Genomic DNA, 15,885 nt, shown 5'->3' on the forward strand with positions numbered 1-15,885 from the left:
TACCCGTCACTGATGGCGTCTCGATCACAGCTCTTCCCAGGGTCATCATAGGGTGCAGGGCCGGGACCATGTGTTGGAACGAAAGCAGCTATTCCGCGGCCAGTAGGAGAATGCAATGTCTTATGATGATGCGACCTTTGCCCCTGATGGCACTGACATCCTCACCTGGCTGAAGGATTTGTCGGCCGCCGAGGAGTTCTTCGATGCCCTCGGCGTCACCTATGACCCAAAGGTGCTAAACACATCACGGCTCCACATAATGAAGCGCATGGGTCAGTATCTGGTCGCGGAGGACTTTTCCGATCTCCTCACAGGCACGGCCGCCACCCGTGCGCGCGCCGCACTCGAGCGCGCTTACAGGGACTTTGCAACTTCGTCGCCACTCAAACATCGTGTTTTCAAGGTGCTTGAGGATCGCGATCCGACTAGAGCTGCTGCGCCAATCCAAGTCTTCGTACCATTGGAAGAACTCTTGCAGCCATCCGAAATCAGTGACTGCGGCGGGGTTGCGACACAGCGATGTCATCAGTCCGACAAAGTAGTCGCGGCTCCGGACGCGCTGGAATGAAGCGGTTAGCAGGTTGTAATAAAACTCGTTGGCACGTGGTGCATGGAAGGGTCGGGAGACCAAGGCGATCGAAACCTAGACAGATCATAATGCACATCGCCGATACCCAGTCGGCGCAGATGCGCGTCCATTGCTAATGCGTCGGTGCCTAAAGTGCCAACCCGATGCCGTCGGCCTGCTTCAGCGCTGGTCGCGGTCAGGGTTGCATGGGGCTGGGTCATGTCCGGGATGATACGCATACAGCTCTGATCTCCCCACCGCCGTGGGGGTCGTCGACCTGCTGTGCCGGCCGTTTGTGACCCCCACACTCCGCACGATTCGTCGACGCTTCTCCGCCGCTACGCCGTCGTCACGCTTTTGAGCGTATCCCGATGGTTCACTGAATGAATCGACTGGCGGAATCCGCAACTGAGCTGGCAAAAAAGAGAGCGCTGCCTTAGTGAAGAATTTTGCAGATGTCTACATTTCGGAGCGGCCGATTGGCCGGTTCGGGACTAAAGGTCGGCAAGTTGACAATGCATGCACTCTGAAAATGCACAAAATGACGACATTTTTAGGTTGGCACGGCGCTTGCTCGTTCACGGCATCATCCACGCCGGCAAGAGCGAGGCGGTGTAATTGGCAACTATGAGCAAAGGAATTAGCTATGGCGCGAGCTGACGTAGAGCGATTCGTCAACGATTTGGACAAAGGCAGGCTGCCAGCAAACCTCAAGCCAAGTGCCACGGGTCTTGCACCAATCGTAGCGATCGGAAAGAGTCTCGGCTACAACATAACGCTTGACGAAGTTCAAAACTACATCCGATTGGACAGCCGACGGAAGTCTACTGGCAAGAAGCTCGACGCGATGGCGAACAGCAAGCGTGGCTCGCGCGTTCCGGCCTTGCCGCGCTTTGTACAATCTACTGCCTTGGATAGTCCCGTTACGGATGGACTCACGCGGCCGTTGCATATGGCTGAAAAGGGCGCCGCCGTCGCCGCGGTCGTTCAACTTGTTGTAATTGTTGTTCATGTTTCAAGCTGATTTTTTTACCGGAGCGCATTGGCTTGGACGATCGGTGCGAAGAGAGCATGACAGCAAATATCATCGGGAACGAGACATGCGATCTGGCCTACAAGAAACGGCTTCAAGGGCTCACCTTTATAAAGGCGAGTATTGGCGCCAGATCTTTAACCGGCGCACGCCGGAGCAACGGCGCACCTTGTCGCACATCAAGCGTTTCATGGAACGGCTGGCTGGTGACATAAAGTTCCGCACCGCGGTTTCGGAGAGCGCCGACGCCCCTCGCGCGGTAACAGAGCGCTATGGCATTGAAGTTGACCCACTGGAGATACTGCCGCTCTGGCGCAATGATCACCTTACTTACCGCTACAAGCCGGAGTCTGCCCCATGGCCGCTGTCGATAATGTGGGACGAGTACATGCGCGACATGTTGCGCCATCGCGACCTCCTGCGCGACCATGGCGATATGTCAATGACCAACCCTCGCTTTCATGCCTGGCGCGAGCGCCAAATTCGGCGTTGTAATGACGAATTGGGCGGATCAGCGCCGTCGATCACGCACCCCATCATCGCTTTCGAGCTGAGCGAAGGGTGCACCGTCGGTTGCTGGTTCTGCGGCCTCTCGGCCGCTCCATTCAAAGGCTATTACGAGTATAGCAAACAGCATGCAGAGCTTTGGCGCGGCGTGGTTGGTGTCGCGAGCGAGGTGTTTGGCCCGGCAGCTCGTACTGGATTCTGCTACTGGGCCACAGAGCCAATGGACAACCCGCAGTACGACCGCTTTCTCTTCGACTACTATCAGATCACGGGCGCATTGCCGCAAACAACGACGGCCGCCCCGCTCAAGGATGAGGCACTCACCAGGCGCGTGCTCGGCCTCTTCAATCTTTATGGCACTACGATGAATCGCTTCTCTGTGCTCAGCACGGCACATCTCAATCAGATCCACAGGGCGTTTTCGCCTGAAGAACTGACAGGGGTCGAACTCGTCATGCAGGGCAAGGACGCTCCGACCGCAAAGGCTTTCACGGGGCGGGCGCGCAAGCGGAAGGAGAAACTCAGTGCGAGGCAAGAGGCAATCGCCTTTCCGGAGCGAAATCACACGACGATCGCCTGTGTTTCCGGCTTCCTCGTAAATATGCCGCAGAGACGTTTGCAACTAGTGACGCCGGTACCGGGTAGCGGACGCTGGCCCCTCGGGTATCGCATAGTGGGTCAACGGTCATTCAGGACGTCTGACGAGTTCCGGGACGGGCTCAAGAGCATGATTGATCAACATATGCTCGAGAGCCCGGCCCCCGACCTGCCGATCCGCTTCCGCAGGGACCTGGAGTACACAGCGGGAGACCGCTGCTTCCATCTCCGCTCGCGAAGCATGGAACACCGGGTGCTCGACTACGCTCCGATCTCGGTTGGCCAACTAATCGCGTGCGGCAACTTTACAGCCTCGGAGTTGGTTGTGCGGGCCTCGACGGATGGAATGAGCGTACTTGCTGTCGCCGACCTGCTCGATCAGTTATACGCGGCCGGCGTGATCGAAGAGGACCTCGATGACCGCTATGCTTGGCAGACCAGCGACGGCATCACAGACCGCATTGAAGAAGCTCAAGGATAGCGGCAGGCGGGTTCCTTTACCTATCGGGACCACTGCAAATGGCACGGGCGGGTGCCACAGGGAAACCTTCAGCCGCCGATCCGAGACGATCCGCCACCCGAACCCGCGCGATCGTGCTGCAACATGCCAGGTCACTGTGAAGAGAAGAAGCTCACTCCGTGACCAATTGAGCACTTATAGACCCGGCTCGTTCCTTTTCGCTCGTAACTGGGCACATTGAAGACGACCATGGTGAATTCGGCGCCACCGTCCGGCCGGATCCGATATCGAAGAAACTGGACAACCGGCTTACCGTCACGATCTATGGTAAAATGCTGATCTGCAAAAGCGAGGGTGCCGTCAGATGTGATCCTATAGCCGTCTATGCTAACGCCTCCACGCGTCTTGGTCGACGGTGTATCGGAAGTAGCCGGAGTGCACATGCCTAAATCGACCGTCACAGTCACCGGTTTGCCGGTAGTCAGCGCGCGTTCAAGCTCGGGAAAGCTTGCCAGTACATGACTATCGCCGGCGGCATTGGCAGCTGTAGCAAACAGGATCCCGAATAAGGTTGCAACGATATGTTTCACAGGTGGTCCTCTTTAGAGCGACTATACGGTTGACACGGCCCCTGCGGGCGAACCGGGGGCTCGGCGGTTTCAAGCAGGGCGCGGGTGGGTTCAGGGAGAGAGTGCGGCTTCGGACCGGAGCAGTTTGCCGACAGCCCATGCCATTCGATGCGGCAGCCGTGTGTGGAGAAGGCTCCGCGTCTACTGCTATCCTTGTCCCAATTGAATTCAACCCAAAGTGCCACGCTATTCTAATGGGAAATCTCAGCAGATATGTAAAATCGCTTATTTGGATGGAGGCTATTGAGGAGATGGAAGATTGGTCGCACGCAGGTGAAAGCCTATCGGCGCTGTCACTATCGCCTGCGGGTGCGGGGGTGCCGGAAAGAGAGACGATGAGCAGTTACCCGCTGGCGAGCGATGGACAAGGAGGAGACCGATCCGCCACTACGAAACAGCGAACGCGTTCGTCGCGCATCCAGGCAACGTAGCGGTGGAGTTGCGCCTGGCACGACAATTATGGCAGTCGGCTCACGCCACCAGCCAAGCAACTTCGGCCAGGGGTCGCGCGACCGACGTGCAGCGGTAGCCGCACCGCGAGGCTTTTGGCTAGGCTGAAGAGGATAGGTCAGCATGGCCACATATGTCTGGCCGCAAGCTAACCTTAGTAACCGACCGCTTGAAGGATGCCCGCTTGTCGCACTGAGGTGATGATGGACGGGCACCAAGTGTTAGACTGCATTCAATAGCTGACGGCTGCCGCACACACTGGCAGCGAAGACGTCGCTTTTGACAGACGTCTGACTTCGTCAGGCTGCAGCGCGACATATGTGGAACGACCCGCTTGGCAAGGGCATTTTTCAGCGATTCATCCCGCGGGAACGGTGCGGTCATATGTCCGGCCTATCAGCGCGGTTCTGTGGACCGCTGGCCTCGATGAAGTCCGCGAAACGAGTGACTGATCAACCAAACGCGCTCGAAGCGCAATGTCGCGCTGGCCTCTCTCGCCTCGGGATTTCGTCCCGTTGTGGAATCATCGCTTGTTTGTGCACCTTGCCACTGGCGGCTACCGTGCCGCGCAGTTCGTGATGTTCGTTGTCAGCTTATGAGCTGGCCGCACTGCTCTCGAGACCGCGATATGTTCCGCCCTTGGTCAGGAGCGCCCAGATGATCCGCGCCATTTTGTTGGCGAGCGCGATCGCAACGACCTTGAAAGGCCGTCGCGCTAACAGTGCGACTAGCCACCGTGGGGCTTTGTGGTTGCCTCTTGCATGTCGCAGGACCGAGGTTGCACCGGCGACGAGCAGAGTGCGAAGCTCGGGATTGCCCATCTTCGATATTTTGCCCAATCGCTCCTTGCCTCCGCTCGAATGGGATCTCGGCGTTAATCCCAGCCATGCGGCGAAATGGCGCCCGGATTTGAACCCACCCGGGTCTGGGACAAGCGCCTTGATGGAGGCCGACGTAATGGCTCCGACGCCAGGGATTGTGGCCAGCCGCCGCATGTCTTCGTCATGCTTCACTTCGGCGACAAGCTCTCGCTCGAGTTTGTTGATCTGCAGCGCCAGCGCGTCGATTTGATCCGCAATTGCCGTCAAAGCGAAGCGGGCCGCGTTCGGGAGACGCGCATCGGTTTCATCACGCACGATCGCGATCAGGCTTGCAATTTTCGCCGTGCCGATGCCGGCAATGATTCCCAGTTCGGACAGGTGAGCACGTAGCGCGTTGATCGTCTGAGTTTGCTGACGAACCAGAAGGGCGCGTGTCTTCAAGACCATCGCCGCCGCCTGCTGTTCGGGGGATTTCACCGGAACGAAGCGCATCGTCTTGCGCGTCACTGCCTCACTAATCGCCTCAGCGTCGGCTGCATCCGTCTTCCCCCGTTTGACGAACGGTTTGACATAGGCCGGCGGAATCAAACGTACCTCGTGGCCGAGTGCGCCGATCTCCCGCGCCCAGTAGTGCGAACCGCTGCAGGCTTCGATACCAACCAAACATGGGGGCTGCTTCTCAAAGAAACGCAGCACCTCGGCGCGGCGCAGCCTTCGGGTGAAGAGTGGAGAGCCCTCAGCGTCGGCGCCATGAGCCTGAAAAATCTGCTTGGCCAAATCCAACCCGATAGTGATAACTTGCTTCACGGAACGGCTCCTACTTTGTGGCGTTCAAAACAACGACCACGTTAGCACGTTGATGCTGTGGTAGCGGGTCGTTCCACCTCATCAACCAAGATGAGACAGTCAGGCACCATGACGCTAGGTCATCAATGCGGCTGGTGGCAAAGGCCGTGGCGGCTGCAGGGCGACGCGCTGTTGATTGACAGATCCGCATAGCGCACGATTGGGATGCGGCGCAGGAGACTTCCCGCTCGATCAGATTTCGAGCGAAGTTGGTATTACGGTAGCAAGCGACATGCCTTCGGCAGGTGGTCAGGCGGGCTTCACGCCGAAGCTTGCCGCCACTCTCAGTCCCCACACCGGGCATATTCGCCGTTTGGGAAAATATGCACTCAGCATGGACGACCAGCCAGCGCCGCTCGTCCCAAAATGATTGTCGTTCGAATTGCCCGCGTGAATTCTACCCAAATGGGCGATATCCATTACTGCCAGGCCTTGCTAGCCATGATAGTCATAAGAGCTTGGTTACCGCTACAATCGCATTAATTCGGTCGCGAACGTAACCGCAATTGTTCGAGCAATAACGTTAATTGGTTTTCGAGTTCTCGAAGAGAACGTTCCGTTGCTATAAAGTGAACCTCCGCGCCCGCTACGGTTGAAATTGATAACATTCCCGAATTGGAGCCATCGGCGGCCAGACCAGCTCTGACGCTGAATCCGGCTGCAGCAAAGGGCTTGAACTTTCTTTCCTCCTTCCCCGTTCTCGTAGCGATTTGATTTTGGAGCTGTCCGCATGCGGCCATGAACGAAGCAGCTATTCTGCTGCCAATTTCTGGACCGAATGCTACTGTGGTTGTTTCCCCTTGATCAGCAATCAAACTGACAAATGCTAGTTGATCATCCGCGGTCGTTCCTATTCCGTTTACGTCTGTTATCAATATTGCGTCGATCTCGACCATCTTACCTCTTCCCAGAAGCCACGCTACCCGATAAAACACCTTCGAGTCAGATGTACTTGGCGCCGACCAGCCCATTGTTGATTTTTGGGCCGAATTGGAGTTGCGCCTGATACGACAGGAAGCCGTCGCTTTTACACACGCCTGACTTCGTCAGGCACCATGGCACTCAGCCAACTCGATCCATTAGTTCCGATTGAATGGTCATTGCGGTATACAGCGAAGCATCCAAAGGCAAATCTCCAAACGCGACCTGACAAAGGAGATAGTTAGCACCTGCTTCGTCGACTTGATCAAGCAGAGCCCGTCGCACGACAGGCGCCGTTCCTACGACGCACAATTCACTTTCGATAGCTGCATCGAAGGTCAGGGGCAGATTTGGCGGAACTGGAATTGCATGGAGGTCGTACAGGAATTTGAAGTTATTCAGCCATCGTTCGAAGGCAGGAGCCGCAAGCGAGTATGCATGTTCCGCAGATTGCCCGACGACAATCATGCGGAGCAGCCCGAGAAATGACTCGTTGCAGTTCGCGTCAGAGCTGAAGTTTTCCTCGGAACGGAAGGCATCAGTAATCCTGCGAACAAGCGAGGCGGGTCCCACACATGCGACATTTGCGCCGTTTGTAGCGGCCCAGCGTGCAGACTCAGGTCGGTTGGTGGCGATCCAAGTCGGCGGGTGCGGGCGTTGATGAGGCCTCAGGATCAAGGGGACATTGTTTAGTTCAAAGTGGTCGCCGCGGTAGGAAAGATTGCCGCCCCTCATCGCCTCCATCAGGATTTCGCTGGCTTCGAAATAGCGTCCAGCCACCGCGTCCGGATCGATCCCGAAGTAACCTAGCTCGATCGGAAGAGAGCCGCGCCCTATGCCCAACTCGGCCCTACCGCCGCTCAAATGGTCAAGCATGCAGATCTCCTCAAACGCACGCAGCGGATGAGAAAGGCTAAGCAGCATGACAAGCGGGCCAAGACGAAGTTGACGGGTGCGCTGCGCGACGCTCGATAGGAACAGATTCGGCGATGGGCTTCTCCCATGCGGCGAAAAATGGTGCTCCGCTAGGTGGTAAGCGTAAAAGCCGAGACGATCACATGCTTCCGCTAGCGTGAGGCGGTCTGCGTATTGCCGTGCCATGGCGTTACCGTCCTCGTCCAAATGGTCGAATATGCCGAAAGCTAGCTTTGAAGGAAGGATTTTTCTCATTTAACGTCTCACTTTACCCTAGTAGCCCCGGACTTCAATTCGAGCGAAATAAGACCTGGGGGCTTTATTTGGCCGAACATCGCTATTCGCGGTGAGCCTGCCCTTGCCTAACGGTGGCGGAAGCCAAATCGTTAAGCGACGGCACACATCCTTGCGTGCTCGGCTATTGCTCAACAGTTTTTCAGTGCACCTACCGGCAGATGTTTCCGTCCCAGCGACCTTGTGTTGTGGAGCACGCCTTTAGACACATGCAGGCGCCAGGCTATGAACTCAGCTTCCTCACGGGCGTGGCGTAGTTAGCGCTGTGGGAGACCAGTCTTCCGGTCGTCGCTCTCTTTCCTGTCGCCACTGTCTTTTCCTACGTGCAAAAGAGCCGAGCTTGAAGCGGCTATACGTCCCATCATCGAGATTGTCTGAGCTCCCGAAATGTCCTCGACAGCCGCAAGAAACGCATCCATTTGTGGTTTCGTCCCGATGCTGACGCGAATGCAATCTTCCAGACCTTCATCGGGAAGAACGGCCACGAGTATCTTTTTCCGTTTCAAGCAGGCGTGCCACCAAACGCCGTCTCGTCCTGCAGGCACCCGCGCCAGCAAAAAGTTTGCATGGGAGGGCGTTACAGAGAACCCAAGTCGCGACAGCGCCACCCTCACCCGCTCTCTCTCATGCCTGATATGGCGGTGGTTCTCATTATAGGTGGCGCGGTGGGCCAGGATGCTGACGCCAACCGCATGGCCGATCACATTCATATTGAACATGTTCTGGATATTGCGCAGCCTCCCTATCACCTCAGGATGACCGAAGCCGAAGCCGACGCGAATGCCGGCCGCAGCATAGCTCTTCGAAAACGTTCTTAAGAGCAGAAGATTCGAATAGCGGTTAACGAGGCGCAGAGCGCTGTCGGGAGCGAAGTCCACGTAGGCCTCATCGAGTACCACCAACTGGTCAGATAGTGCGACGAGGCTTTCAATATCAGCAATCGGGACAAATGTTCCTGTCGGGTTGTTCGGATTAGCCAGCAGGATGAACTTTGCCTGCTTTGCAGGACCGAAGAGCAATTCGTGTATCGGCAACAAGGAAGACTCGCCCCATTTGATTTCAAGTAATCGAGCACCTTGCAATTGGGCGAGCTTGCGGTTGTATGCAAAGCCGGGCGACAGCATCGCGACACTGTCACCCGGACCAAGGAATGCTTTATATATGAGCGAAAGAAGTTCGGACGAACCGTTACCGGCGATCACCTGATCCGCGGAAAGATCATAGGATGCAGCGGCGGCTTCCCGCAAACTGATGTTGTCATCCTCTGGATATAAATACTGCCGCTCGAGAGCAGCAATTGCGCTCTGCATTACCGCTTTTGGCAACGCAAATGGATTCTCGTTTGTATCGAGTTTGACATAGCCGGCGTCGGATGGCTGACTGGACGGCAGAGAATTTAGCTGTCTGTACACTTCCGTAAGAGACGAAAGTACGCGCTGCAGCTTTGCATCAGACATAGTTCTCTCCATTCAATTCGCAGAGGATAGTCGCTTTGTCCGACAGTCAACGCGAGTTGGGCTAACAGTGCCGCGCATTCACTGACTCCAACTTGATGAGCGTTCTTCTATTTCGCCCGCATCTATTCAGTAAAATCGTTTGTTTTCATCGCAGCCATTGATGATATGAATTTAACGCTTTATCGACTTTTGATTACTCATCTTCGTCAGTCCCATACCGCCGCTGGCCGAGGCCGGTCACCTCGATCCATTTCATGCCTGGTTCACCCATGACTTCAAAAATGGCGTCTGTATCTCCAATCCGTTCCGTTTCGCGCCTGCCGATGAAGAATACTCGCGGCCTCGGTCAGCAAAAGGCGGAGTATTCGTCGCTCTCATGACAAAACGCTAAAATCTCTCAAGGTGCGATAAAGCAGGCGGTGATTTGTTCTATTGCTTGAGCACTGGAGCCAATACTGCCACCAAGGCTGCGAATAGTCCGACGATAAAAAAGCATAAACGCATTGTGGCTGCCTCAGCGAGGAGTCCAATTGCAAATGGCCCCAACGTCATTGCGCCATATGCGAAGATTGCAACGGACGCGATGGCTTTCCCCGCCGGCACTACAAGATCGGCTGCTGCCCGACTGAAAGCCAATGGTAGGACGGCCGCATAGCCGACCCCCATCAGCACGAAGCCCGCCACGACTAACGGCAAGGTTTCACCGAGGACGATCAACAAAATGCCAAAGACAGCCGAGAAACCGCTTATGCGTGCAACATTGGCTGATCCCCATCGCGTAACCAGAGAATCCGCCTTAAGCCTCATCATCACCATGGCCGCAGAAAAGCCCATGTATCCCAACGCGGCGTCCGATTCTTCGGTCCCGACTACATCATGCAAATATACAGCACTCCAGTCGAGAGCTGTACCCTCTCCTAGTCCAGAGGCGAGAGCAATGAGCCCCACAAGAAAAAGGCCACTGTTAGGTAACACCAATCCCACTGCACCACTTTCATGCCTTCGGATGGTTGATTGCCAATCGAGCAGAAGGAAGGGTCCGAGCAACCCGCCGATCGTCACGGCCGTAACAAGAAAATGGACGTACACTGGGGTCTGAAAGACTGTAGCAATGTAACCGCCTGCTGCGCCGAGAACGGCCCCCACACTCCACATGGCGTGAAACGACGACATCACTGGCCGTCCCATGTGTTTCTCCACTTCGCTCGCCCAACTATTCACCGCTACGTCCATCGAGCCATGACACATGCCAAAGAGAAATAGGGCGATCGCCAGCAGCGGTATTGTGGGCGCAAGCCCTAGAGCGGCAATCGAAACCAGGAACGGGATCGCGATCATTCGGGCGACCCGCACTGCACCCAAGCTATCGGACAGCCTTCCGGTAATGGGGAACGAAATTAATGCGCCCAACCCTAAAAGCAACAGCAAAACCCCAAAGCTCGCTTTGGCAACGTGAAAGTGACCCATCACGGCGGGAACGCGAGAAGCCCAGGTCCCGAGGAGGATCCCGTTCAACAGAAAGCCTGCAGCGACACCGCGCCAGGGAGTAAGCAACCTACGCATTTCTTCTCCAACATCCCATAGCTTCTGACGTCGATTGATCACGTCCGGTCGTATTCCGGCGCTTGCGTAGCGGACCCTGAGAACTCAGGTCAGCGCTCGCCCATTCCGCGGCAGGCTACAAATGAAAAGATCTCGATCTCCGTTCTGAGGTCTCAGAATAGGAAATCGGGGCCGGCTGGACTCTTCTTTTCCGCTCTGACCGGTGAAACCGGTGTAGAAAGCATCGCTCGCTTCAAGTCGGATCGTGGTCGGCGACTAAAGCTGCGCTCAAGCTAGCACGAATGAACTACAGATGAATTGATTGAGATCATAGACAGGCTTGCGCAAAAACCACGTTCAATAGCTTTTCAGTGCGGTGAGTCCCGGAGCGATTTTGCCTATAACGCTACCCGGCAATTGCAAATATCGGCCGCCACGATAGACCAATGAACGACCGTTGCCCTTGCAAATGTCGACAAAACGGCCGAGCATAATCGCATGGCTGTGTCGTTCTATGAGATCCTCAAGCTCGCAGTCGATGGTCGCCGCAGTATCCCGAAGGACCGGCGCGCCGCTCAGCCCGCCAAGATTCGGAGAATTGATCGGCGAGTATCGCCTTGGTATTTCAGGACGTTTAAAGGGTGAAGGGCCGTACGAGAGTATCGGACAGACTGGTGACTCATTTCCCAGTGCGGTGGTGCTTGTCTGACTTTATAGAGACACTCTGTCTCCACACAGAAGCGGCCCAATCCATACATCACCGCTCGTGTGCGCCCAAAGACTTGACCAGCATCACGATTCGGCGGCGCACACGATAGTCGCCCACGCGAGAAAAGGCCCTGATGAGCTCGATCCCTTCCTTGCTTACAACGAATTCAACGACTTCGGGTGGGATGTTAATCTGATTTGAAGCGGACCGCTCCTCCGACCGGATTTTATTAAGCGTATCCTCAAAGAAGTAGGAAGGCTCAACTTTCAGAGCCTTCGAAATCTGCTGAAGCCGACCCGCACCGACGCGGTTCACGCCCTTTTCGTATTTTTGAACCTGTTGAAACGTCACCCCGATAGCTTCGCCGAGAGTCGTTTGGGACATGTTCTGCCACTCACGCCTCTGGCGGATTCGTTGACCGACATGGGCATCCACAGCGTTTGGCTTACGTCTTGTTTGTTCAGAGTTAGTACTCAGCACATTCGTCTCCTCAATTTCGGCTATCTTAGTTCTTCGGGAGATATGATATGAGCTCCACCTCCCGCACATACACTCCTTTACCTCAACTGAAAGTCAGAAACTCAATTGAGACATCTGGAGTCTTCGGCGGCCACCCTAAGCACATTCGGATTGTGCTTCAAGTGTGAAGCCTTAGCGGTGGTGCTGATGCGCTTTCGTGAGTAACGCGAGAACCGCTGCTGCAGGGTCAAGCAGTCTCGTTGCCAGCAGGTCACCAGCATCGCAGGAGCAGTCGTGCTAGAGAGCATTCGCCTGTTTGCGCCGAGACACCACATTCTCTCCTGCCGTCGGGCGGAGGGAGGCTGCGATGCGGGGCCTCCCTTGCTGCTTCAGGAGTCGCATAGAGCCTGGAATCGAACATCTGGTGACCGCGAGAGGTGATCTTGACTACCCCCATCCCAAGGTAGTGCCCCGCCGGGGCGTTGGAGAAGGTCGGCCGGACGCTGCCAGCCTAGCTTTCCTTTGGACGGTCATCGGTTCGTTCCCTTGAGGGACGGTCCAACAGTCATTACGGTGGGGTCGGCGGAGAGCAGCCGTTTCGCGACTGCCCGTACGTCCTCCACGGTGACGGCCTGGATCAGTTGTTTGCGACGCTCGACGTAGTCGATGCCGCGATCTTCGAGTTGGATTTGGACCAATGTTTGGGCGACCGCACTAGATGAGTTCAGATTTTCGATCGCATAACCGCCGATGAGCTTTTTCTTTGCCGCAGTGAGCTCGTCCTCACTGACGCCCTCCTCTGACATTCGCCTGACCTCGGCTTGGATGAGGGAGAGCGTCTCTGCGGCCCGATCCGGGCGGGTTCCGGTGCCGATGACGAGCGCCGAAGCATGGTCGATGTTCTCCAAGGTTGAGTAAATGCCGTAAGCGAGGCCCCGCTTCTCGCGCACCTCATTCCAGAGCCTGGATGTGAACGCGCCTCCGCCAAGGATTTGGTTCATGAGATTGGCTGCAAAGAACTGCGGGTCCTTTCGGGGGATTCCCGGGTAAGCTAGGCTCAGTTGGGCCTGAGGTAAGTCATACGCGACGCGAATGGCGCGCCCCAGCTTAGGCACTGCGTCAACGACCGGCGTTAGGGAGGGGCCAGCAGGCAATCCGCCGAATATTCGATCCAGATCACGCTTGAGTGTGCCGGGATCGATCGCTCCCACCACGGCAATGGTAAGGTTGCCGCGCGCGAAAATCCGCTCATGAACCGCCTTCAGATCGGAGGTCGTGACTGCGGCAAGTGTTTGCACGGTGCCCTCCTCCCGACGCGAATACGGATGATCACCATAGATCGCCCTCATCCATGCGAACTGTGCGGCCGTCTCCGGATCCTTGGCTCTTGCCAGGATGCTGGAGACGATTTGGGCACGAAGGCGGTCCACCGGCTGTTGGTCGAAGCGCGGCTGCTCGATTGCCAGCCGGAGAAGTTGGAAAGCCTCATCCTTTCGCTCCGCAAGCACCCGCATATAGCCGTAGACTGCATCGGGCCCCGCCTCAAAGAGCATCTCGGCGCCAGCATCGTCCAGCCGCTCCTGAAAGGCATCGCTGTCAAGATTACCGGCCCCTTCGTCCAACAGCTCTGTGATCAGATTCACAATGCCTTCCTTCCCAGATGGATCCTGCGTCCTGCCGCCCCGAAATGCGAAGCGGGTGGTGACGATCGGTAGCGAATAGTCCTGCACCAGCCACGCCTTTATCCCGCTCGATGTCTCGACCTCCTCTATGGCCATGCCCGCAAGCGCTGGACACGCGGCAAGGCCCAGCAATATGCATGCCACGACGAGTGAGGGCTTGGCCCCGATGCGCAGTCGGCTGAACGATATCATCGGCTTTTATCTCCTGAGGTAGCGCTTTCGCGGGGCAGCAGATACCCCGCTACGGACCGGTCGGGACTGAGGTATTTCCTGGCAGCCGCTTGCACCTCTGCCGCCTTTACGGCGCGGATCCTAAGTGGCCACGCCTCTACGTCGTGTGCAGTATCGCCTGTCGCAAGCGCCGCCCCATAAATGCCGGCCATTCCCGACTGGCTGTCGCGCGCGAAGATTATCGAGCGCACGAAGCGGTTTTTGGCCTTCTCGAGCTCGACATCCGTAATGCCGAACTCGATGATCTTCCGAATTTCAGCGTCTATCGCATCCTCCACCTCCTCAATCTTCGCCTCGCCGCGCGGCGAGCCAAAAACCGTGAAGCTCGACGGATCGAGCGACCTTCCGTTGAAATAGGCCCCGCCAGAGGAGGCTATTGCCTGTTTGACTACCAGCTCCTGATAGATCCGGCTGCGCGTTCCCCCGCCGAGAATCTCCGACAGGATATCGAGGGCTTCCGCTTCGCCCTGCTCGGCTGTTCCGTAGGACGTCGTTACCCAGGATTTTTGGAAGCTCGGCACCGTGACGCGCGGGTCGGTGAGCGCGACGATCCGTTTAGTGTTCTGCTCCGGCTCTTGCGGCCTCACCCGCGCCGGCAGATCCGGACCGCGAGGCAGGGTCCCGAAGGTCTCGTCCGCTAGCTGCCGCACCCTGCCGGCGTCCACGTCGCCTGCCACGACCAGAATGGCATTGTTGGGGGCATAGTAGCGGTCATAGAACTTTAGTGCGTCTTCGCGATTAAGCTGTTCCATTTCATGCATCCAGCCGATCGTCGGGATGCGGTAAGGGTGGTTCTGATACAAGGTCGCCTGCATCTCCTCCTCAAGTAGCTGCTCCGGATCGTTCTCGACGCGCCAGCGTCGCTCTTCAAGAATGACATCGCGTTCGGGTACGATCACCGCATCGGTGAGAACGAGATGGCGCATCCGGTCAGCTTCGAATTCCATCATTGTTCTGAGCGACTCTGGCGTGACCGTCTGATGGTAGGCGGTGTAGTCGGAACCCGTGAAGGCGTTCTCCTCACCGCCGATCTCCGCGATCTTTGCGCTAAACTCTCCGGACGGGTGCTTCTTCGTTCCCTTGAACATCAGATGCTCCAGGAAATGAGCAATGCCGGATTTGCCGGGTGGCTCGTCGGCATTGCCGACCTTATACCAGATCATCTGCGTGACGATCGGCGCCCGGTGATCGGGTATGACGACTACCTCCATGCCGTTGCCCAGCATGAAATTTGCAACCTCGGCTTCGCGAAGCGGGCTCTCGTCGGCCGCCATTGCTGAGGTCATCAGAAATTGCAGTGCGACCATACATAGGACAAATGCACAGATACGCGAACACACTCCATCATGGCTCGTCGACCGCTGTGGCAAATGCGACCGTGCAGTGCCAGCTCGACCATCGCTTGGCGAGTACCACCTCTTCCTTCGTCTCCAAGGTTCTGCAGTAGGGTGGCCGGGCGCGGGCCCCGACCCCGGCCTAAAGAACGGTTCTGACATTTCGACATTCTCCGCACAATTCTCGTCGACGCTGACACGTCAGCAGAGCAATATACGTGCCACGGAAAACCCGTTTAAATTCAAGTGCCTGGATCGAACTAGCTATGTCGGCATTCTAACATTGTCGTATGTCGAACAATGACAGCCTGGCGGCTAAAAGTGGACCGCCGCGTCCAAAACCGACAGGCGGCGATCCGTAGAGGCTGGCCTTCTGCCGAGTAGGCGAGCTCGCTCGGTCCCGCCCGACATGGTTCCGGGCGGTCATTGG

11 protein-coding genes and 1 pseudogene are annotated in these 15,885 nt (G+C 56.7%); 3 read left to right on the top strand and 9 right to left on the bottom strand.

All coding sequences use genetic code 11. The features are described from left to right. Positions 1-115 precede the first annotated feature (115 nt). The 3 genes and pseudogenes from nifW to SS05631_RS28530 form a co-directional block, all read left to right on the top strand. A pseudogene (nifW, locus tag SS05631_RS28520) lies at positions 116-487 on the top strand (nitrogenase stabilizing/protective protein NifW); the annotation flags it as partial. Positions 488-1,214: 727 nt separating this feature from the next. Further along, a complete protein-coding gene (locus tag SS05631_RS28525) occupies positions 1,215-1,592 on the top strand; it encodes a hypothetical protein (protein WP_014857677.1) in 378 nt (125 codons plus the stop codon). Between the two features lie 76 nt (positions 1,593-1,668). Further along, positions 1,669-3,186, top strand: a complete 1,518-nt coding sequence (locus tag SS05631_RS28530; protein ID WP_050988447.1) for a radical SAM family RiPP maturation amino acid epimerase — start codon at positions 1,669-1,671, stop codon at positions 3,184-3,186. A 131-nt stretch (positions 3,187-3,317) separates the two neighbouring features. On the opposite strand, the gene SS05631_RS28535 is transcribed toward SS05631_RS28530, so the two are convergent. The 9 genes from SS05631_RS28535 to SS05631_RS28575 form a co-directional block, all read right to left on the bottom strand. After that, a complete protein-coding gene (locus tag SS05631_RS28535; RefSeq protein WP_083854374.1) occupies positions 3,318-3,755 on the bottom strand; it encodes a VirK family protein in 438 nt (145 codons plus the stop codon). A gap of 1,082 nt (positions 3,756-4,837) precedes the next feature. Then, entirely contained in the window at positions 4,838-5,872 is a 1,035-nt protein-coding gene (locus SS05631_RS28540; RefSeq protein WP_095677963.1) for an IS110 family transposase, read from the bottom strand. Between the two features lie 518 nt (positions 5,873-6,390). Then, positions 6,391-6,807 carry a hypothetical protein gene (locus SS05631_RS28545; protein WP_244412436.1) on the bottom strand — a complete coding sequence of 139 codons (417 nt, stop codon included), beginning with the start codon at positions 6,805-6,807 and terminating at the stop codon, positions 6,391-6,393. Between the two features lie 166 nt (positions 6,808-6,973). Next, a complete protein-coding gene (locus tag SS05631_RS28550; RefSeq protein WP_037427206.1) occupies positions 6,974-8,002 on the bottom strand; it encodes an LLM class flavin-dependent oxidoreductase in 1,029 nt (342 codons plus the stop codon). 296 nt (positions 8,003-8,298) lie between these two features. After that, entirely contained in the window at positions 8,299-9,498 is a 1,200-nt protein-coding gene (gene hisC / locus SS05631_RS28555) for a histidinol-phosphate transaminase (protein ID WP_037427208.1), read from the bottom strand. 429 nt (positions 9,499-9,927) lie between these two features. Continuing rightward, on the bottom strand, positions 9,928-11,061 hold the full coding sequence (locus SS05631_RS28560; protein WP_037427210.1) for an MFS transporter: 1,134 nt from the start codon (positions 11,059-11,061) through the stop codon (positions 9,928-9,930). Positions 11,062-11,797: 736 nt separating this feature from the next. Beyond that, the gene (locus tag SS05631_RS28565) at positions 11,798-12,229 is read right to left on the bottom strand and encodes a helix-turn-helix transcriptional regulator (RefSeq protein WP_010875143.1); all 432 of its coding nucleotides are present in this window, start codon (positions 12,227-12,229) and stop codon (positions 11,798-11,800) included. Between the two features lie 509 nt (positions 12,230-12,738). Next, on the bottom strand, positions 12,739-14,082 hold the full coding sequence (locus tag SS05631_RS28570) for a pitrilysin family protein (protein ID WP_037427212.1): 1,344 nt from the start codon (positions 14,080-14,082) through the stop codon (positions 12,739-12,741). Further along, the gene (locus SS05631_RS28575) at positions 14,079-15,407 is read right to left on the bottom strand and encodes a pitrilysin family protein (protein ID WP_244412441.1); all 1,329 of its coding nucleotides are present in this window, start codon (positions 15,405-15,407) and stop codon (positions 14,079-14,081) included. The genes SS05631_RS28570 and SS05631_RS28575 overlap by 4 nt, the downstream gene beginning before the upstream one ends. Positions 15,408-15,885: the final 478 nt, after the last annotated feature.

Source organism: Sinorhizobium sp. CCBAU 05631 (assembly GCF_002288505.1).
In the GTDB taxonomy this organism is placed as follows: Bacteria; Pseudomonadota; Alphaproteobacteria; order Rhizobiales; family Rhizobiaceae; genus Sinorhizobium; species Sinorhizobium fredii_C.

Coding starts and splice junctions, on each gene's coding strand:
- SS05631_RS28525 (WP_014857677.1), top strand. CDS start 1,215: ATGGCGCGAGCTGACGTAGAGCGATTCGTCAACGATTTGGACAAAGGC.
- SS05631_RS28530 (WP_050988447.1), top strand. CDS start 1,669: ATGCGATCTGGCCTACAAGAAACGGCTTCAAGGGCTCACCTTTATAAA.
- SS05631_RS28545 (WP_244412436.1), bottom strand. CDS start 6,807: ATGGTCGAGATCGACGCAATATTGATAACAGACGTAAACGGAATAGGA.
- SS05631_RS28550 (WP_037427206.1), bottom strand. CDS start 8,002: ATGAGAAAAATCCTTCCTTCAAAGCTAGCTTTCGGCATATTCGACCAT.
- hisC (WP_037427208.1), bottom strand. CDS start 9,498: ATGTCTGATGCAAAGCTGCAGCGCGTACTTTCGTCTCTTACGGAAGTG.
- SS05631_RS28560 (WP_037427210.1), bottom strand. CDS start 11,061: ATGCGTAGGTTGCTTACTCCCTGGCGCGGTGTCGCTGCAGGCTTTCTG.
- SS05631_RS28570 (WP_037427212.1), bottom strand. CDS start 14,082: ATGATATCGTTCAGCCGACTGCGCATCGGGGCCAAGCCCTCACTCGTC.
- SS05631_RS28575 (WP_244412441.1), bottom strand. CDS start 15,407: ATGACCTCAGCAATGGCGGCCGACGAGAGCCCGCTTCGCGAAGCCGAG.